The organism is Methylobacter svalbardensis (assembly GCF_037671525.1).
Lineage (GTDB): Bacteria > Pseudomonadota > Gammaproteobacteria > Methylococcales > Methylomonadaceae > Methylobacter_A > Methylobacter_A svalbardensis.
Genome location: NZ_JAWPOH010000006.1, coordinates 39,376 through 56,646, shown reverse-complemented (window position 1 = coordinate 56,646; position 17,271 = coordinate 39,376). Strand labels below are relative to the sequence as shown.

General features: G+C 48.4%; 19 protein-coding genes and 1 tRNA gene. 12 read left to right on the top strand and 8 right to left on the bottom strand.

Annotation, left to right across the window (positions count from 1 at the left end; all coding sequences use genetic code 11):
• The first annotated feature begins 149 nt into the window (after positions 1 to 149).
• The 5 genes from RW114_RS04060 to RW114_RS04040 all read left to right on the top strand — a co-directional run bounded on the left by RW114_RS04060 (position 150) and on the right by RW114_RS04040 (position 1,653).
• Positions 150 to 317 carry a type II toxin-antitoxin system RelE family toxin gene (locus RW114_RS04060; RefSeq protein ID WP_340121435.1) on the top strand — a complete coding sequence of 56 codons (168 nt, stop codon included), beginning with the start codon at positions 150 to 152 and terminating at the stop codon, positions 315 to 317.
• A gap of 9 nt (positions 318 to 326) precedes the next feature.
• Positions 327 to 659 carry a helix-turn-helix domain-containing protein gene (locus tag RW114_RS04055; protein WP_340121434.1) on the top strand — a complete coding sequence of 111 codons (333 nt, stop codon included), beginning with the start codon at positions 327 to 329 and terminating at the stop codon, positions 657 to 659.
• A gap of 194 nt (positions 660 to 853) precedes the next feature.
• A complete protein-coding gene (locus RW114_RS04050; RefSeq protein ID WP_340121433.1) occupies positions 854 to 1,153 on the top strand; it encodes a BrnT family toxin in 300 nt (99 codons plus the stop codon).
• Positions 1,143 to 1,424, top strand: coding sequence for a BrnA antitoxin family protein (locus tag RW114_RS04045; RefSeq protein ID WP_340121432.1), 282 nt, complete (start codon positions 1,143 to 1,145; stop codon positions 1,422 to 1,424). Before RW114_RS04050 ends, RW114_RS04045 begins: the two co-directional genes overlap by 11 nt.
• Positions 1,414 to 1,653 carry a helix-turn-helix domain-containing protein gene (locus RW114_RS04040; RefSeq protein WP_340121431.1) on the top strand — a complete coding sequence of 80 codons (240 nt, stop codon included), beginning with the start codon at positions 1,414 to 1,416 and terminating at the stop codon, positions 1,651 to 1,653. Before RW114_RS04045 ends, RW114_RS04040 begins: the two co-directional genes overlap by 11 nt.
• Before the next feature lie 58 nt (positions 1,654 to 1,711).
• On the opposite strand, the gene RW114_RS20940 is transcribed toward RW114_RS04040, so the two are convergent.
• Complete coding sequence (locus RW114_RS20940; protein ID WP_422614785.1) at positions 1,712 to 1,834, bottom strand: DNA methyltransferase; 123 nt, start codon at positions 1,832 to 1,834, stop codon at positions 1,712 to 1,714.
• Positions 1,835 to 1,967: 133 nt separating this feature from the next.
• Between RW114_RS20940 and RW114_RS04035 the strand changes: the two genes are divergently transcribed.
• Both RW114_RS04035 and RW114_RS04030 read left to right on the top strand, forming a co-directional pair.
• The gene (locus RW114_RS04035; RefSeq protein ID WP_340121430.1) at positions 1,968 to 2,159 is read left to right on the top strand and encodes a type II toxin-antitoxin system RelE/ParE family toxin; all 192 of its coding nucleotides are present in this window, start codon (positions 1,968 to 1,970) and stop codon (positions 2,157 to 2,159) included.
• 3 nt (positions 2,160 to 2,162) lie between these two features.
• Positions 2,163 to 2,447 carry an addiction module antidote protein gene (locus RW114_RS04030; RefSeq protein ID WP_340121429.1) on the top strand — a complete coding sequence of 95 codons (285 nt, stop codon included), beginning with the start codon at positions 2,163 to 2,165 and terminating at the stop codon, positions 2,445 to 2,447.
• Positions 2,448 to 2,512: 65 nt separating this feature from the next.
• Here RW114_RS04030 and RW114_RS04025 read toward each other — a convergent pair whose 3' ends face one another.
• A complete protein-coding gene (locus RW114_RS04025) occupies positions 2,513 to 2,803 on the bottom strand; it encodes a DNA methyltransferase (protein WP_340121428.1) in 291 nt (96 codons plus the stop codon).
• Between the two features lie 230 nt (positions 2,804 to 3,033).
• On the opposite strand from RW114_RS04025, the gene RW114_RS04020 reads away from it, so the two are divergent.
• From RW114_RS04020 to RW114_RS04000, 5 genes are all read left to right on the top strand, one after another.
• Entirely contained in the window at positions 3,034 to 3,234 is a 201-nt protein-coding gene (locus RW114_RS04020; protein WP_006890275.1) for a cold-shock protein, read from the top strand.
• Positions 3,235 to 3,456: 222 nt separating this feature from the next.
• Positions 3,457 to 3,708 carry a hypothetical protein gene (locus tag RW114_RS04015; protein ID WP_340121427.1) on the top strand — a complete coding sequence of 84 codons (252 nt, stop codon included), beginning with the start codon at positions 3,457 to 3,459 and terminating at the stop codon, positions 3,706 to 3,708.
• Positions 3,687 to 3,992, top strand: a complete 306-nt coding sequence (locus RW114_RS04010; RefSeq protein ID WP_340121426.1) for a hypothetical protein — start codon at positions 3,687 to 3,689, stop codon at positions 3,990 to 3,992. Before RW114_RS04015 ends, RW114_RS04010 begins: the two co-directional genes overlap by 22 nt.
• 177 nt (positions 3,993 to 4,169) lie before the next feature.
• Entirely contained in the window at positions 4,170 to 4,538 is a 369-nt protein-coding gene (locus RW114_RS04005; protein ID WP_340121425.1) for a hypothetical protein, read from the top strand.
• A 174-nt stretch (positions 4,539 to 4,712) separates the two neighbouring features.
• Positions 4,713 to 5,765 carry an acyltransferase family protein gene (locus RW114_RS04000; RefSeq protein ID WP_340121424.1) on the top strand — a complete coding sequence of 351 codons (1,053 nt, stop codon included), beginning with the start codon at positions 4,713 to 4,715 and terminating at the stop codon, positions 5,763 to 5,765.
• 214 nt (positions 5,766 to 5,979) lie between these two features.
• Here RW114_RS04000 and RW114_RS03995 read toward each other — a convergent pair whose 3' ends face one another.
• The 6 genes from RW114_RS03995 to RW114_RS03970 form a co-directional block, all read right to left on the bottom strand.
• Positions 5,980 to 7,884, bottom strand: a complete 1,905-nt coding sequence (locus RW114_RS03995) for a transketolase C-terminal domain-containing protein (RefSeq protein WP_340121423.1) — start codon at positions 7,882 to 7,884, stop codon at positions 5,980 to 5,982.
• Between the two features lie 437 nt (positions 7,885 to 8,321).
• On the bottom strand, positions 8,322 to 10,376 hold the full coding sequence (locus RW114_RS03990; protein ID WP_340121422.1) for a S8 family serine peptidase: 2,055 nt from the start codon (positions 10,374 to 10,376) through the stop codon (positions 8,322 to 8,324).
• A 286-nt stretch (positions 10,377 to 10,662) separates the two neighbouring features.
• Complete coding sequence (locus RW114_RS03985) at positions 10,663 to 14,421, bottom strand: AAA family ATPase (RefSeq protein WP_340121421.1); 3,759 nt, start codon at positions 14,419 to 14,421, stop codon at positions 10,663 to 10,665.
• Positions 14,421 to 15,695, bottom strand: coding sequence for an exonuclease SbcCD subunit D C-terminal domain-containing protein (locus RW114_RS03980; RefSeq protein ID WP_340121420.1), 1,275 nt, complete (start codon positions 15,693 to 15,695; stop codon positions 14,421 to 14,423). The genes RW114_RS03985 and RW114_RS03980 overlap by 1 nt, the downstream gene beginning before the upstream one ends.
• 753 nt (positions 15,696 to 16,448) lie before the next feature.
• A tRNA-Leu gene (locus tag RW114_RS03975) sits at positions 16,449 to 16,535 on the bottom strand.
• Positions 16,536 to 16,624: 89 nt separating this feature from the next.
• Positions 16,625 to 17,188, bottom strand: coding sequence for a Slp family lipoprotein (locus tag RW114_RS03970; RefSeq protein ID WP_340121419.1), 564 nt, complete (start codon positions 17,186 to 17,188; stop codon positions 16,625 to 16,627).
• Positions 17,189 to 17,271 lie beyond the last annotated feature (83 nt).

Here is a 17,271-nt window from a genome sequence, read left to right as displayed (position 1 = left end):
CCACCCTACAAATAATCCGCCTTACAGCGATTAATCCTTTCCGCCTTATCTTTGACAAGTCTTATAAAACACTTATAATTTGACTTATGAACACGATCAGCTGGAAACCCTAAGCCCTTAAGCAGCTTGAAAAGATCAAGGAAATCGCCATGCGTCAGCGGATTTATACCGAAGTGCAGGTATTGGCTGATTTCCCGAATTGCCAGGGCGTTAAAAAGCTGACTAACCATGCCTACAGCTACCGCCTGCGGGTGGGTGATTTCCGGGTGTTTTCGAGTTCGACGGCTACGTGCGTATTATTGACATTGAAGAGGTGAAAAAACGCGATGAGCGCACTTACTAACTACCAAACCATTCTAGGCGACGACGGCAAACCGGCGTTTGTAGTGCTGCCCTATGCCGATTTCGTAAAACTGCCCGGCGTTGTCCGCCCCGGCATGATTCCGAACGCTGTCGTTGGTAAGCGCGTCATGGATGGGGTCAGTATGCTGCAAGCTTGGCGTGAATACTTGATGCTGACTCAAACCGACATGGCTGAACGGATGGGTATTAGCCAAGCAGGTTACGCGCAGATTGAGGCCGCCAAGCGTCCGCGCAAAGCCACGCTGCAAAAAGCCGCCGATGCCTTGGGCATTACGCTGGAACAGTTGTCTTATTGAGATGAATGGCCTTGCTGGAGGTTGGGTTATCGGCAGCGTAACACAACACAACAAAGCTGTAAGGTGGATTCGCCGCTAGGCAATCCACAACACGACGACAGGCTGTCATCGGCGTTGTGCGTATGTGGCTGTTTGCTACGCGAAACCGCTCTACGGGACTTGACACATTAAATAATGCATATACAATTATTACCATGGAAAAGAAACTCACCTGGGACGAAACCAAACGGCAAACCAACCTGCAAAAGCATGGTTTGGACTTTGCCGATGCAGGGGAAGTGCTCAACTCGCGTTATCGTTTGGATTTAATGGTCGAGAGAAATGGTGAGCAGCGCCTACAGTCTTTTTCGTATGTGATGAATCGGCTGGCGGTTTTATCCTTGGTTCATTTGGATCGCAACAATACGGTGCGGGTCGTCAGCTTTCGGCCTGCAAGCCAATTAGAATCGGAGATGTATTATGAGTGGCTCGAAAACAACGTCAATGAGTCGTAAGCAAATTCTTGAAGCGATGAAAACTCCCCCACCCGGCGGTTATTACGTTTGGGATGGGGTTGATGAAGATGATCGCCCCGCGACTGAGGAAGAATTACGCGCAGGCATTGCGTTAGCGCGAAGCCGTGGGCGCCCGGCCGGTTCGGATAAAACCCAGATTGCTTTGCGTGTTGACAACAGTGTGTTGGAGGCTTTTCGTTCCACGGGTAAGGGCTGGCAAACGCGCATGAACGAGGCATTGAAAGAATGGCTTAAAGAACATGCGGCGTAGTTCCGGCATGATCCCCAATGCCGTCGTTGGTAAGCACATTATGGATGGAGTCAGTATGCTGCATGCTTGGCGTGAATACTTGATGCTGACTCAAACCGACATGGCGGAACGGATGGGTATCAGCCAAGCCGGTTACGCGCAGATTGAGGCCGTCAAGCGTCCACGCAAAGCCACACTGCAAAAAGCCGCCGATGCCTTGAGCATTACGCTGGAGCAGTTGGCCTATTAGATGAATGGTCTTGCTGGAGGTTGGGTTATCGACAGCGTAACCCAACGCAACAAAGCCTTTATTTTTCCAACCGCTCCACCGCCCCCTCAAACTCCACTTCCCCCATCTCACACCCCACAAACCCACGCCCCAACTCCCGGCAGGCAATCGCCGTCGAGCCGCTGCCGACAAACGTATCCAGTCACGTAGCCCGTATGACGCTTGCCTTTTGTATTAACTTGGATACAATAAAGCCATGAGCTACATCGTCGAACAAACCGAAGCCTTCGCCAAGTGGCATTCTGCCTTGCGTGATTTGCGAGCCAAAACCGCGATTGCACGGCAATCTGGGCGATGTTAAGCCAGTAGGCGGCGATGTGTCCGAAATGCGCGTTGATGTCGGTGCCGGGTATCGCGTTTACTTTACATTGCGCGGCGGCGTGGTCGTGGTGTTGCTCGCCGGTGGCGACAAATCCACACAACAAGCCGACATTAAACGCGCTGTTGAACTTGCTAAGGAGATTTAAATCATGAGCGTAAAACTATTGCCGTTTGATATGGTCAGTCTGCTCGACAGCGACGAGGCTATCAGTGAATACCTGTCCCAAGTGCTTGATGACGGCGACAGCGACGAGTTGCTACGTGCTTTGGGTTACATCGCCAAAGCTAAAGGCATGGCGATGATTGCCAAGGAGTCAGGCCTTGGGCGCGAAAGCCTGTACAAGGCGCTTTCCCCTGGTTCCAAACCACGCTTTGATACGATTTTAAAGGTGATTAAGGCGCTGGGAGTTAAGCTGCACGTCGAGCCGGTTTAGCCAATAGTCGGGCATAACAGCATGCCCGACCTATCGCTTATTTCTCCAACCGCCCCACCGCCCCATCAAACTCCACATCCCCCATCTCGCACCCAACAAACCCGCCCCCCAATTCCCGGCAGGCAATGGCCGTCGAGCCGTTGCCGACAAAGGTTATCCAGCACCATATCGCCAGGGCGTGAGCTGGCCTCAATAATATGCCGCATCAAATCTAACGGTTTTTCGCAGGGATGTTTGCCCGGATACCATTGCACCGACTTGAAGTCCCAGACGTTGGTGAAATGGACGTGTTTAGTCACCGCAAAGTGTCGGCGCTGTTGTTTGATGGCTTCAAGTGCATCAACTACGCCGAACACAATGAAGCGCTTTAATCCAAATTATTTAACCTGCATGGCAATCGAAAAGCTTGACATTGCCAGAGTCCAGCTATAAAATTCGCCCAGCTTGAAATAGTTTTACCGTTATGCTTATCTTTACGAAGTTCTTCTTGTAATTGTTCGTCCTGTTATCATTAAGTAATTCTCTAATTTCCCAGCTCCATCAGCCTTAATAAGGCTTTAATTACTAAAAATAGGATTACACTCAAATGACTACAGGTACAGTTAAATGGTTTAACGCTGAAAAAGGCTTCGGTTTCATTCAGCAAGAAAATGGCCCAGATGTTTTTGTTCACTTTCGTAACATTAACAGCTCAGGCTTTAAATCTCTTGATGAAGGACAGAAAGTACAGTTTACTGTCACTCAAGGACAAAAAGGCCCGCAAGCAGAAGAAGTAACAATCATCTAATTGCAGGCAAATAAACCGTAGCCCTTTCGGGGGCTACGGTTTTTTTATGCCTGTCGATAAAACAAATCAGCTAACACTTTCCGTTACCCTTTAAAAGGTAACACCCGCCTCCGAATGGTTCGGATATGACTAAAAATCAGGATCTCGCAAATCTAAAAAAATGTAACGTCTCGTTATCGCTAGTCGCAGGAGGCGCCTTAAAAATCAGGTTAAAATAGCCGCATGAATTCTCTCAAGCCGCAATCACCTAAAATCAGCAACGAAGACCGCACACCTCTAACCGATGCGTTATTGGAATTGCTTGCATGGCAGCATAAACAGATGGACAGACTGGAGCAGGAAATTCTCAAGCTCAAGGGCGAAGCCACTAAACCCGGAATAAAACCCAGCAAGATGAACAAGTATCCTGCCGCGAGGGCGGCGATGAAGGCGATATTCATGTGTTCGCCGAGATGCAGCCGAGTATTTCACTGACTAATTTTATTCGATGTACGCCGCCGCCTGCTGCAATACCGGACGTAGGATTTAACTTCTCCCAGCCGATTAAAGACAACGTTGAAGAAACGGTCAGCGGCGTGCACGGTAAGGGTGTGTTGAAAATTTACGGTCCCGATCTTGAAGAAATGCGCGGAGCACTGGAAGAAGCAAAAACGGTACTGACCAATGTTATCGACGCCATTGATCTGGGGCTTTATCGAGGGCGTCGTAGCTACAGATTAAACTGGATCGCCCGGGACCCTGGCCTGCAACGGCTTTGATGCTAGTAGCGCGCAAGACACCATTGAAATCGACATGACCGGAAAGGTTGTCTCGGAATTGTAACGGGTTGAGCGGTCGGCGCCTATTCACTTGATGCTCCCGGAAACCGAACGCGGCGGCGATGCTGATCGTCACACCTTTTGCTATGACCGGGGCCGCGTTCGTTTTATTGTTACATGGCATTCCTTTGTCGGTCAGCGCCGCAGGCGCCTATCGGCATAACGGCGGATGTCAGCACACTAGTTGCACAGGCCGAACAAAACAATCCTGAAATTGAAAGTGCGCGCCGCCGGTCGACATTGAACCGATTTGAGCGTGATGTGTTTGCCCCTTGCCCCGAGCCTGAAAAAAATGGCGAAGACGCCTATCATTTAGTGCAAACAGTTCTTTTGGAACTGCTGGATCCTTCACTCTCAAGCACTGAAAACAAGCCGAATCATCTGCAACTGATACTCGGCGAGATCGAGGCCGAACTTGATACCCTGATGGCATCGGGTCTATTAGCGGCTAGCTTTGAAGATTTAAAGCACATAAAAAAGCATTGACAATCGAATGGAGATCAACAACACTAGAAAGCCGCTCTCAACCGATTCAGTATTATATTCGGGGATCGAATGCCCATTCGATAATCGAAAAAATCCATTTATACAAATTTCGGAACACCCTCCGTTTGAGCGGTGCTCCCCTCGTATAAGGTCAGCCATTTTGACAAAAAAAATATGCACTTAAATTCATTTGATTATTTTAGAGGCCTGGCAATATTATTTATAGTTGCCGGCCATTCTTGTGCCTACTGGACTATGGAATCGTTTTATGAGAAAGTTTTTGCCAACTTAATTACAGGTGGCACCACTTTTTTTGTTTTTATTTCCGGCTTCTTTTTTCATCATGTTTTTTATTCCAAATTTCGGTATAAACAATTCATCCTGAAAAAAGCGAAGTATGTTTTGCTGCCGTACACCCTACTATCGCTGGCCGGCATTATGTGTTTTGTTTTTTATTTGGATCGTCCGCCTTATGCTGAGGTTTTTATCACCGACCAAACAAACACTTGGTATCAATATATCTGGCTATGCGTCCAATACTGGTGGACAGGAAGCATATTGGATGCTTACTGGTATATCCCTTTCATAATGATTATTTTTGCTCTTTCACCCCTATTCATTAAACAGATACAACTACCCATAAAGGTTCAGTTTGGGCTGTTTATTTTTCTATTATGCGTTTCCAGCCTTGTTCAACGCCCAGCTCATAATTTATCGCCCATGCATTCTGTGATTTATTTTTTTCCTGTTTATATGCTGGGAATTATGTGCTCTATAGAAAAAGTTCGAGTCTTTAAATTTATAGACGGAAAGAGTGTTATTTTAGGACTCTCTGTTGTTTTGATGTCAGTAGCACAAATTTTAATCTACAACCAGTATGGGAATTTTCATAAGGAAACAATATTTTCATATGAAGGGATTGATATGATAATTTTTCAAAAAATACTGATGTGTTTTTTCCTATTATCTGTAACACAGAAATTTGAAAATAAAGATATCCCTTTTTTAAAATATACAGCGGCGGCGAGTTTTACAATTTATTTCACACATCCCTGGATTCTTTATTTCTTTGATTATTTATCAGTTTTTGAACGGTTCAATTTTCTTCCGGGAACTCTGGGTTTCTTGGCTACTGTGCCGTTAATTACAGCAATAAGCCTGGCTATAGCAGTAATATTTAAATGGACTCTCGCTAGTAAAAGTCGCTTTGTTTATCTGAGCAAATAACAATAAGTTTTGTGCGGCGGATGTTTTTTGCAGATACTGCAGGAAACGATTCCGTCTGTGAGTTTGCGGTGAACGGGATCGTATATATGACAACGGTTCTGAATGCAAAGGGCTACCATAAATAGGAGCTTGCTATTAATTGGTAAGTTACCTGCACTAATGAGAAGTTACCGCTAAAAAAGGGCGCTGTATGCGCCCTTAACGATTAATCGGATTAAGCTTTCAGCAAATCCTTAACTTTAGCCATAATCCCGGCAGGATCAATGCCTTGATGAGGAAATTGTTCCCACAAACCGCCGCAGCCTTCTTTATGCGTTGCAATATGCGCATATTTTGGGGTCAAACCACGCTCCAGTAACCAGGAACCAAAGCGGCTGCCCAATCCCGTTTTGCGGTTATACGACTCGACCACCAACACCATCGGCGACTTGCCAATCTTAGCCATCATCTCTTCATCGATGACGTTCAAGGTAGGTTTGTTGATCAATCCCACATCGATGCCTTCTTGCTTCAGGCGCTCGACGGCATCCAATGCCCGATACAACGATTCGCCGAAGCTGACGATATAACCTTGAGTGCCTTCGCGGATAATTTCATCTTTGCCGGAGACAAATTTGTAATCGCCACCAAAATAGTCCTGGCCTTCAGTATTCAAAATAGTCGGTACTTTAGAGCGGGTCGAAAAGACAAAACGCAATCCTGGGTTAAAGAAGATGGTTTCCAAGCAGGCTTTCATTTGCAACGGGTCGGCAGGAAAGTAAAGGTTGGTCGCATAGCCGTCACCCAAGCCATTGTCGGCAAACATGTTGTTCAGACCGAAATGACAGGTATTGTCAGCCATGTCGTCAATCCCGGAGTGCGAGAAATGGCTGAGCACGTTAGAATTATTCAAACGCGCCATGGTGATTTCAGACAACAGCATCTCCAGGAAAGCGCTAAAGGTACCAAAAATACCCTGTTTGCCTGCTTCCATACCAAAACCGGCGGCTGCCGAGAAGTTACTACGCTCCATAATGCCGGAAGAGATAAACACTTCAGGAAAAGCGCTGTGAATTTTGAACAAGCCGCAAGAGCCTTCCAGATCACTGTCAACGACGCGGATTTTTTCGATGCGTTCGGCTTCGCTCATTCTGCCCATGATTTCAACCGCTGCATCACCAAAAACGTTGCGGTTGGCATCCCACTTGTCGCTGGAGCCTAAAAATACCGCGTCATTTTTTGGCGCTTTAATACCTTTAAGGTGATCGGCTGCCGCTTGTTGACCACGAGACTCAAGATACTCGACCGCCACTTTGACAGAAATGACGTCATGACCATGAGTAGAACCTTCCAGGCCGACAATTCCCGGACACATCGGGCGATGGTTAATGACGGCAACCGGGCCGCTGGTATTAACGGCAATACAAATACGCTTGTAAAGATCATCAAGATCTTCGCCGTCGCCTTCCAATACGGTTACGCCCTGACCGGCCAAGGTTTTGGCCGTGGAGCAGCCGGGCAGATAATGTGACGGATGACCGGCAATGGTGACATTATTATCGTCGATAATCAGCTTGACATTCAGTCGTTGAGCAACGGCCAGACGCGCAGCTTCTGCGTCGTTACCTTCTTGCTGGGAACCATCAGAACCGAGGCAGAACAATGTTTTAGTTGAATTAGCCATAGCCACGCCGTTGACGTAAGGCCACATATGGCCCAACCGTCCGGAGCTGAATTTTACACCGGGCGTAAAGCCCAGTTCAGGGTGACCCGGTAAATGAGAATGCGCGGCGCGGTATTCCATCAGACGTTCGGCAGGCAAATCGCCGTTAAGAGTAGACATCAGATATTGAGTGGCCACGCGATGTCCGGCTTCGTCAAAAAAGACAGGCACGTATTTATCAGTATCGCCCCTGAACAAAGCATCCATAATCATAACTTCCGGCACGGTATCGTAAGGGCCGCCGGTATGTCCGCCGACGCCTCTCGCTGCGCCGGTCGCGGTAAAAAAGACGATCGCGTCGCGGCACAGTTGAATATTCGCCTTAAGACTGGCGCGTTGCTCGTCGGTCAGAGTGCTATTGCTTGCGTTTAGAGTGACGCGTTGATAAGCGCCAAGATCAATTGGAAATAAATTCATAATTAAGCTCTTGTTATTATAGTAAATGAGTATAGTGGATCGCTCTGCCCAGACCATTATTAGTCGAGTTAGCAGGTGTCGCTTCCGTTAAATGAGTAGCGCTGTTCCTCTGCGTCTACTGGGGATCCCTGTGGCTTGGCTGCCATGATATTTAGGCTGCTGAAGCCATTGTCACTATGAAAAGCCACGGCATAGTGGAATAACGGGTGGGGCAATGTTACCAAACGCATAAAGGATTGTCAGTCTTTTGACGGCATTTAATTCTTGGATTCAACTTATAAGCGCAATTGCCATTAATCGGACATGAAAAAAGGTTAGCCGATATAGTTTCACCCTTTTTTCATGTCCGACCAAAGACGGCTCCGATACGTTCGACTTTATGCCTCAACCCAACTTACGATCTGCTCTTTATTGTGCCTACCGAATCATTGTTTGATCTAATCGTTAATAAAGTCAAAATATTCTGGACTTGACGTATTGCCATTGCCATCAGTTGACACTACTGATCCCGTATAACGGGCGCCATTACTGCCTGTAAAAGTCATGCTATGGCTTGTCACCATTGACGAATGGGTATATGTCCCGCAACAATCGAGTGTTACTGCACTGTCTGAGGGTACATCAGTAACCCATTTTATGGTAAATTTTGGGCCTTTCAGGGTTTGAGTAAGCAACTCTGTGATGACAGGAGGGCTGCCAGCTGCACCGCCGACACTCACTGATTGACTACTGCTGGAAGTCGCGCCTCCATCGTCGGTTACAGTCAAAGTAACCGTGTAGGTTCCGGCGTTTGCATACTCATAATTTGGATTGACACCGGCGTCGGTTGCTATTTGGCCAATTCCGAAATCCCAATCATATTTAATGATAGAACCGTCGCTGTCGGTACTGGCTGATGCATCGAACGCACACGATAAATCGGTACACGATGAGGTGAGCGACGCTAACGGCGCTTGATTGCCAACGCTGCTACCACCCAGCCAGGCCCATGCGTTCGACGCCTGCACTACACCGTAACCATATGCATTATCCTTTCCCGCAGCACCCAAATCCAGAGCGTTAGCAGTCAGTGCGGCGCGAATGTCCGAATTCGTCTTAGACGAATCAGCGCTCCACACCAGCGCAGCCACCCCCGAAACATGAGGCGTCGCCATCGACGTTCCGCTCCACGCTTCATAGCCATTACCGTTAGATGAGCTGACTACAGTGCTTGTCGAATCCAAGTTATCCGCAACGAGTTGTTGGCCGTCTTCCCGGCTTAGAGAAATCGCCGGAATGGTTGAACTGTTGCCATCGCCTAGCGTACCGGAAAAGCCGCCGGACACATTATTATAGATGACCGCCGCAACACCGCCGCCGGCTTTTATGTTTGTGACTTTGTCATAAAAGGTGTTACCACCGCGCTCACAAAGCACAACCTGCCCATTCCACGAACCAGCGGAAACGGGGCCGCATAAGCCACCATCTACTAACGAACCTGTTGCATCGACAAAACCCGCATTTTCAATATGCCCGCCCATGAAAGTGGTGCTGCCGACAGTGATTGTATTAACGAACGGCACGGTACTTAAAATCCCTACGCCCGGAGCTGCCAATTCAACCTGGCTATTCTTTTGGGAAAAGTCGGCGACTACCTTGTTGCTGTCCACAGCCGCGACGGAAACCACGGAATCATAGGAAGCAGGATAGCTGTATCGGGTGTTACCCGCGTTGCCGGCTGCGGCGACAGACAATATATTGTTGTTTTGGTATATGCCGTTAAAAAAATTCTTTTCAGTGCGGCTACTAACAGTCCCACCCAGACTCATACTGATTATGTTAGCGCCAGCGTCTTTACAGTGCTTAGCTGCATCAACCAAATCGGAACTGTAAGCCCAGCCGCAAGATGGGCCGTTAAACACCTTAACAATATATAACGAAGCCCCGCCCGGTGTTACGCCGACCACACCTTTATCGTTATTGGCAGCAGCGATCGTCCCGGCGACATGGGTTCCGTGTCCACAAGTATCGCTATTCCACCCGCTGGTTGGATAGCCGCCGACAATATTCACGCCGACAAAATCTTCATGATCAATCTTGAGCCCCGAATCAATCACACAAACCATTCGGCCGTTACCGGTCGGCGCGCCGACATCGGTAACGCCATCAGCGGGGGCACCATCCCAAACTTCACTAGCTTGCACCGCATCGATGCCGTAGGGAACCTGTTGCGAGGAGGGATAACGCTTGGCATCCTCTTCTATATATTCGATATTCGGATTTTTTTGCAAACCCGGCAACGCAGCTTCCGGCACCGAAACGGCAAAAGCGTTTAAGTCATCGAAGCGGTAATGAATTTTTGCGCCGGCTTTGGTTAAGGCGGCTTGTACTTTCGCAATGCTGTCCGGCAGGGATTTTATCAAAATGCGTTTATCATCGGCATCGGCAGTCTCAGCAACAAGGAAAACTACAGCGCAAACACTTGTAAAAAAAAACCGTTTAAATCTTTTCATCATTTCACCTTCATGATCATACAAGCAACATTGCAGCGTTGCTAAAATTAGTGTACTAAACCATCTAAAATCTAAAGCCGGAAAAAGAAAACTGTAAATTGTCAAAGTCAATTGCACCATCTGACCCTTACAGAGAAAATAAAAGTTTTTTATGAGAATAGACCTGTTTGGGGAAAAGGCAAATTCTAATTTGACATCGCATGGGCAGAAACTGCATGACTAGCCGCCGGAAGCACCGGAACCTGATCTGCAGGCTAAGGATCAAGCCAACTTTACCGATGCCGAATCACACATTATGCTCACAGCGGGTAGTGGCTTTGAGCGTGCCTATAATCACTACACGACTGCGTCCCCCTCCCTGTTTTTCAACCACCACCCTGGCACCAATACGTTCAACCAAAATAGGCACATGCGAGATAACGCCGACTTTTCGGCCCAAGGCTTGCAGGGTGTCCAGGCTGGCGATGGCGATGTCCAGCGTTTCCGGATCCAGACTGCCGAAGCCTTCGTCAATGAACAGCGATTCAACCTGGGTTTTGTTGGATGACAACGACGCCAAGCCCAAGGCCAGCGCCAGCGACACCAGAAAGCTTTCACCGCCGGACAAGCTGTGTACGCTGCGCACGTCATCGGCCATGTCGCGGTCGATAATTTGCAGCTCCAGATCGCTGCCCGGCACCCGTTGCAGGGCATAGCGTTTGGCAAAGTCTTCAAGATGTTGATTGCTGTGCGCCAGCAATGCTTCCAGGGTCAAGCTTTGGGCAAAAGTACGGAACTTGGCGCCGCTTCTTGAGCCTATCAATTCATTCAGGCTTTCCCATTGCTCCCAGCATTCTCGTTGGCCGTCCAACGCTGCTTTCAACAGATGTCCTGCTTCGATTTTTTTATCGTCTTCCCGTAGCAGGATGACTTGCTCTTGTTTTTGGCTATGCGCAAACTGTCTTTGCTGCTGCAATTCAGCCGACAGTTTATGGGCGTCTTCCTCGACTATTTCGACAGGATGGCTTTGTTGTTGCAAACAATCGTCGGATTTAACTTTTAATAAGGCCGCAGACTCTTGCAGGGTTCGCTCCAGTGCCGCCATTTTTGTTTTTTGTTCAGCCAGCCAGAGCTCGTCTTTTTCCAAAAACCGGCTTAACTGCTCAAGATCGATGGCCTGCTTTTGCAACGACAGGTTCAGAGCGCTTAGGGCTTTTTCCAGGTTGTGGTAACGTCTGGCAGCTTCGGTTTGCCAATGCTGCTGATTTTGTTTGCAGGTTGCCAGCCCGGTTTCCGTCTGGCTGACGGTTTGACCGGCTTGCTGATGAACGGCTCTTGCTTTCTGTAGGCTTTGGTTAATGCTTTGCTGATAATTATCAGCGCTAATCTTTGGCAGCACAGCCTCGCGCTCGACCAACAATTTTCGCATTTCATCTGTCCGGGTGTTCAACTCGGCCTGTTTGATTTGGTGCTGCTGCCGACTTTGGTTCAGCGCCTGCTCCGCTAGCTTTTCATTGTGGTTGATTGTTTCCAGGGATTTGGCGGCGGTTTCAATCTGCTGTTCGGTGAGCTGGAATTGCTGCGCTTTTACGGCGCAATCTTGCCTGAATGCTGCGGTGGAATCCTGCAAACGAGATTGCCAGTCTTCCAACTGCCGGAACGGTGTCGCCAATAACTCGACAATCGCTTGCAGTTGTTTTTCCTGATCCAAAATAGCAGCAGAGACATGTTCCAGATCGGCTTTATTTTTGGCGTACTGCTTATCCATCGTGGCGTATTCGATAGACAGCTTTTCCTTATTCCGCTGATCCGCATCGAATAAATCCTGCGCCGCTTTAAGCTGTTTTTGTAATTCGAGAGCCGCATTTTCCTGTTGCTTGATAAGTTCCAACTCGGAACTTATCTGCTCCTCGCGGATTTTAAGTGCAGGCAAAAGCTGAATATCGACGACTGCAAAATCGGCCTTATCGTGCATAGCTAATACGGCCCAATCATTGCCGCATTGAGCCAGTTTTTCCAGCGCCTCGGCCAGCTTGTCGGCCAGCGCTGTTTTTTGCTCCTGTCCTTGGCTGATGCTTTTGGTCAATTCGGCGATAGCTTTAATCAGCGTTTCATTCTGACTTTCCAGCTCGGCGACTCGTGCTGACTGCGCTACGGCATGTTCATTGCCTATACTCACCTGATCTTTCCAAGGATGCTCCAGCGCTCCGCAAACCGGGCAAGGCTGATCTTCCTGCAACAAGGAACGGAACTGTTCGGCGTTTTTATGCGTTGTCGCCTGTATCAGCTCCAAGGCTTTTTTGGCCTCGCTCAAAGCGATGCCGTTACTCATCTGCTGTTGGTTTAAGGTTTGCAGTTGCTGTGTGCTGTCATTAATCGTCTGTTCGGTGGCCGACAGCTTATCCGTGTCCTGCTTGATAGCCTGTTGCAATTCCTGGGCATGATTGGCCAAATTCAGCGCCTTGGTAGCTTGCTCGCGCTGGCTTTCAAGCGCGTCTTTTGATTGATGCAGGCCTTCAAGCGACTGTCGGTTGTCCTGTTGTTTTAGTTGAGTCAGCGTCTGTTGATGCAGCCCCCATTTTTGGTGACTGTTATCAATCGCCGACTTTAATTCGGCCAGACTATGCTCATCCTTGATAACCTCTAGCCTTAACTGCTCCGCATTGAGGGTATCGTCAACTTTCCGGGCATTCAGTATTTGATAGCGTTCCAGCTCGGCATCCCAGCGGCTCCATTCGGCTGCGACGGGTTTGATCGCTTGGTTTTGTTCCAGCCAGATATTAAGCTGTTGCAGCGCGGTGGTTTGCCCTGCCTGTTGAATCAATAAGGATTGATGATCTTTTTCGGCGCTATCCAACGCATTAAACAATTGGTTTTCTTCTGCGGACAAGGTGCTGACAGTTTGCCGGATAACATCAATGCGGGTGTCCAAGGCCCGCGCTTTGATTAATAGCGGTTGCGCCTGCTGCTGTTGCTGTTCGGTTTCGACTAACGCAACGGCAAGAACGCCGAGCTGTTCCTTTGCCGTTTGCAGCTTTGTTTCGGCGTCTAGGTGCTGGTCGCTGCTGTCTTTGAGTTGGTGCTGGGCATCCAAATATTCGGTATTTGCCATTTGGTACTGACTTAACAGCGGTCTTAAAGGCTGCGCAAGTTCAACTTGTTGCATCAACTGGCGTTCAGCATCTGCCGCATCCCACGCCTGTTGGCTGACTGCAAGAGCATCACCGGCAACCCGTTCAGCTTCTTGCTGTTTTTTCAGTTCGGCATACCAGCCGATGATTTTCTGGTTGCTGGCGATTTGCTGATCCAGATCGGCCAACTGAGCTATGAATTGATCGCGTTGCTGTTCCAGCAGTTGACGGGCGCCTTCATCCAACGGAATTTGATCCTGCATCCGGCTTGTAATCTGAGTTAACGCGTTCTTTTCCTGACTGGCGCGGTCGAAGGCGGCGATAGACAGCACCGAATACAGTTCGGTACCGGTGATACGCTCCAGCAAACTGGAACGCTCGTCTTTTTTGGCTTTCAAAAACGCGGCAAAATCGCCCTGAGCCAATAACACCGAGCGGCGGAACTGATCGAAGTTAAGATCGATCAGTTCGCAGATAAGCTCCAGCGTGTTTTTCTTGCCCTGCCCGAGGCGCTGACCATCATCAATTTTGCTTAAGATGACTTCCTGCGCCTGCAAGCGCCCATCGACTTTGCCACGCGCTTTGCTGACTTCCCAGCGCGCACGGTAATGCTGCTTGTCCTTGCCGATAAAATCCACTTCGGCATAAGCATGACTGGTTCCCCGGCGTAATATCGAACGTACGTCGGTGCTGGTCACGCGCAGATTTTCAGCTTCATCCTTATGGCCTACCGCAAAACCGTGACCGTCCGGCAGGCGGGGAATTCTGTCGTACAGCGCCAGACACAAGGCATCGAGAATCGTACTTTTACCGGCACCGGTTTGCCCGGTAATGGCAAATAAACCGGCCTGTTCCAACGGCCCTGCATTCAGCAAAATCTCAAACGGCTCGGCTAAACTGGCCAGATTTTTTCCGCGTATCGCTAAAATGCGCATTATTTCCTTCCTTGCAGACTTTCAACCAACTCATTAAATAACGCATTCATGGCTTCGGGCGTTTCCCGGTCATACTTGTTTTGATAACAGCGCTGAAAAACATCTAACGGTTGCAATTCTTCCAGGCGCTCTTCGATTTTCATGTCAGCTAGACTTTTTTCACTGCCGCTGTAAGCGGTGGATATTTTCAATAAGCGCACCGGCAGTTTGGCGATGGTTTCTTCAATTTGCTGGCGCAATCCGGGTTCCGGCTTTTCCAGTCTGATACGTAATTCAAGCAGCGGTCGTTGCTCTATCGGCAGATCGTCCAGAATCAGGTTTTCCAAGTGCTCGATCACCGCAGGCAGTGCCGCAAAATCTTTGCCGTTGGGGATTCTGAGCAATTGAACGCTGCGGGGGATTTTTACGGCGACGGTTTCGACCGGCCGACCTGCGCTTATATCGACCTGAACAAGCTGATGCGAATAATCGGTTTCATCAAACGACAGCGGAATCGGCGAACCGCTGTAACGAATGTGCTGATGGGTACCGACTTTTTGCGCCAGATGCAAATGGCCTAAGGCCACATAAGCAATATCGGCGGGAAATAATTCGACCGGCAGCGCATGTTGATTGCCGCCCAGTATTTTACGTTCGCTTAATTCGGATACTGCGCCATTCACCATATAACAATGCCCGGTCAGAATCAGGCTCTCGCCATTGCCGACCTTTTGTTGCAGCTGCGCAAATAGTTCAGCATAAAGCGTTTTCATGCCGGAGATTAACAGATCGTTGTCTTGTTCAGCAGATTCCATTGGCTCCATTGTACTTGATACAGTCGTGGGCAAATCGGCATTGCGCAAAAACGGCATGGCCCCGCACCAGGCTTTAATCTCGCCCGCCGCATTGGTCAGCGGCACCAACAAGCGCTCCCAATCGATACCGCCCTGCTCGTCACGCGACAAGCCGCCGACCACAGTGACGCCCAACGCATTAAGAATGGGCGATGGCGCATCCAGACGTGACGCCGAATCGTGATTGCCGCCGATTAAAACAATATCCAGATTCGGTTGCTGCGCTTTGGCCTTGACCAGAAAATCGTACAGCTGCGACTGCGCTACGGAAGAGGGATTTGCCGAGTCAAAAATATCACCGGCAACCAGCAGCGCATCGGCCTGTTTGCTTTGCAATTCCAGCAACAGCCAGTCCAGAAACTGCTGATGCTCCAGTTGCCGCGAAACGCCATGTAGATGATGCCCAAGATGCCAGTCTGCGGTGTGAAATAGTCTTAACATGAGTTTTCTTTTTTAGAAGAGATTGATGGTGTGCAATATACCAACGAAAAGCTGTCTGTAGGTAATTATTCAGACCCGACAATATAGGCTTGCAGGATAGCCTTGACCACTTCATAACGATGAAAAACACAAGAACGGCTATCTCATATTCAACAATAAAGACATTTTTCTCGCAACAGGGCATTCTTTCGCTGTTGTGCTAAGCGGCGATCAGACGCTTTATTTCCATCATTGTCTTATTGAGGCGGATGCCACAATCTTCCCATCATGTCATTGTCGCGCGGTTTTTATCCTAACACCCGATAGGTAATAGCACTTATTGATTGAAAAAGTTGAACTCTTTATCCTACGAATAACCTGTGTAACACCAACCGTTTTTTTAGGTTTATCCGCCTTAGTATGGAATCTTCAAAATTGAAACACACTAAAGCAAGTTATTGTGCCATTTTCAACTTGGATGGGAGCTAAAATGATGCTTAGAAAATTAACAACAGAGGCGTGGCTTCTTTATCTGAGAATCTTAAATGCCGAGCTGATATCGGATCTTCCAATGAAGAGCGAGGATAGGCAATACAAATTAGCAGATAAAGCTTATTACAGATACAGACGGCGACGAGCTTCAAATGCTTAGTGACCGGAAATAACAACAACCTGCCGGAAGGGATTTTTATTTTGATCTGCCCCGCCAGCGATCCATAAAATCGGCAGGCATAAAAAAAGAGCTTTGCGGATTGCATAAGCCCTTGATTTTTATGGTGCCTCGGGCCGGAGTCGAACCGGCACGTCCTTACGAACGAGGGATTTTAAGTCCCTTGCGTCTACCAATTTCGCCACCGAGGCATCGATAACTTTGGTAAGCCGCGTATTATATAGCAACAAAAAAAATAAACTAGACCTATCGCTAAAAAAGGTCGCGCCAGCATTTAAGCTTAATAAAAAGGTGGGCGCATAAAGGGTGAATACACTGGCCAATAGTAATCGCCCCAATAATAAGGATAACCGCGATAATAGGGACCGTAACCATAGCTGAAACCGTAGCCGAAACCATCGTAACGATTGTCGTACACATAAACCGGCCAAAGGTGAATGGTCGTGGCGGCAACCAACGGTAAGCGCAACACTTTGTTGCCTATCGTGCGTTCGACATCACCGGTAAGCATCCCCGCAACAGTGATTTCCGTGTTTTTGGTGTAGACAGCCGGATCGAGAAACTCAGGGCTTTTGATCAGGAATCGTCCCTCATTCGGTTGATCTGTCTGAGGGCGAGCATTGCTGCCTAGGGGATAATACAGCACCTGAATCAGACTGAAATTTTGTTCATTTTCCACATCAATAATAACGCCGCCCCAACGCACCGGCGCATTTTTATAATTGGCCATCTGCTGGATTGCCTGGGCATAAGAAATGTCATGCAGCGGGGGATTTTTTATCGCGGGCGGCAAACTTGAGCAAGCGCCCAACAACAAACAGGTCAGTAATAAATATCGTTTCATATTTTTCTCCTGAAATGTTCAGATTTTATTAACGCTACTTAACCAGAAATCACCTGAAAACGCTATTGTTGAATATACCTATT

Excerpts from the sequence above, each read along its gene's own strand:
- RW114_RS03985 (WP_340121421.1), bottom strand. The coding sequence starts at position 14,421 with ATGCGCATTTTAGCGATACGCGGAAAAAATCTGGCCAGTTTAGCCGAG.
- RW114_RS04010 (WP_340121426.1), top strand. The coding sequence starts at position 3,687 with ATGCAGCCGAGTATTTCACTGACTAATTTTATTCGATGTACGCCGCCG.
- RW114_RS04005 (WP_340121425.1), top strand. The coding sequence starts at position 4,170 with ATGGCATTCCTTTGTCGGTCAGCGCCGCAGGCGCCTATCGGCATAACG.
- RW114_RS04045 (WP_340121432.1), top strand. The coding sequence starts at position 1,143 with ATGAGTCGTAAGCAAATTCTTGAAGCGATGAAAACTCCCCCACCCGGC.
- RW114_RS04060 (WP_340121435.1), top strand. The coding sequence starts at position 150 with ATGCGTCAGCGGATTTATACCGAAGTGCAGGTATTGGCTGATTTCCCG.
- RW114_RS04000 (WP_340121424.1), top strand. The coding sequence starts at position 4,713 with ATGCACTTAAATTCATTTGATTATTTTAGAGGCCTGGCAATATTATTT.
- RW114_RS03980 (WP_340121420.1), bottom strand. The coding sequence starts at position 15,695 with ATGTTAAGACTATTTCACACCGCAGACTGGCATCTTGGGCATCATCTA.
- RW114_RS03990 (WP_340121422.1), bottom strand. The coding sequence starts at position 10,376 with ATGAAAAGATTTAAACGGTTTTTTTTTACAAGTGTTTGCGCTGTAGTT.
- RW114_RS04020 (WP_006890275.1), top strand. The coding sequence starts at position 3,034 with ATGACTACAGGTACAGTTAAATGGTTTAACGCTGAAAAAGGCTTCGGT.
- RW114_RS03995 (WP_340121423.1), bottom strand. The coding sequence starts at position 7,884 with ATGAATTTATTTCCAATTGATCTTGGCGCTTATCAACGCGTCACTCTA.
- RW114_RS04030 (WP_340121429.1), top strand. The coding sequence starts at position 2,163 with ATGAGCGTAAAACTATTGCCGTTTGATATGGTCAGTCTGCTCGACAGC.
- RW114_RS04015 (WP_340121427.1), top strand. The coding sequence starts at position 3,457 with ATGAATTCTCTCAAGCCGCAATCACCTAAAATCAGCAACGAAGACCGC.
- RW114_RS04050 (WP_340121433.1), top strand. The coding sequence starts at position 854 with ATGGAAAAGAAACTCACCTGGGACGAAACCAAACGGCAAACCAACCTG.
- RW114_RS03970 (WP_340121419.1), bottom strand. The coding sequence starts at position 17,188 with ATGAAACGATATTTATTACTGACCTGTTTGTTGTTGGGCGCTTGCTCA.
- RW114_RS04040 (WP_340121431.1), top strand. The coding sequence starts at position 1,414 with ATGCGGCGTAGTTCCGGCATGATCCCCAATGCCGTCGTTGGTAAGCAC.
- RW114_RS04055 (WP_340121434.1), top strand. The coding sequence starts at position 327 with ATGAGCGCACTTACTAACTACCAAACCATTCTAGGCGACGACGGCAAA.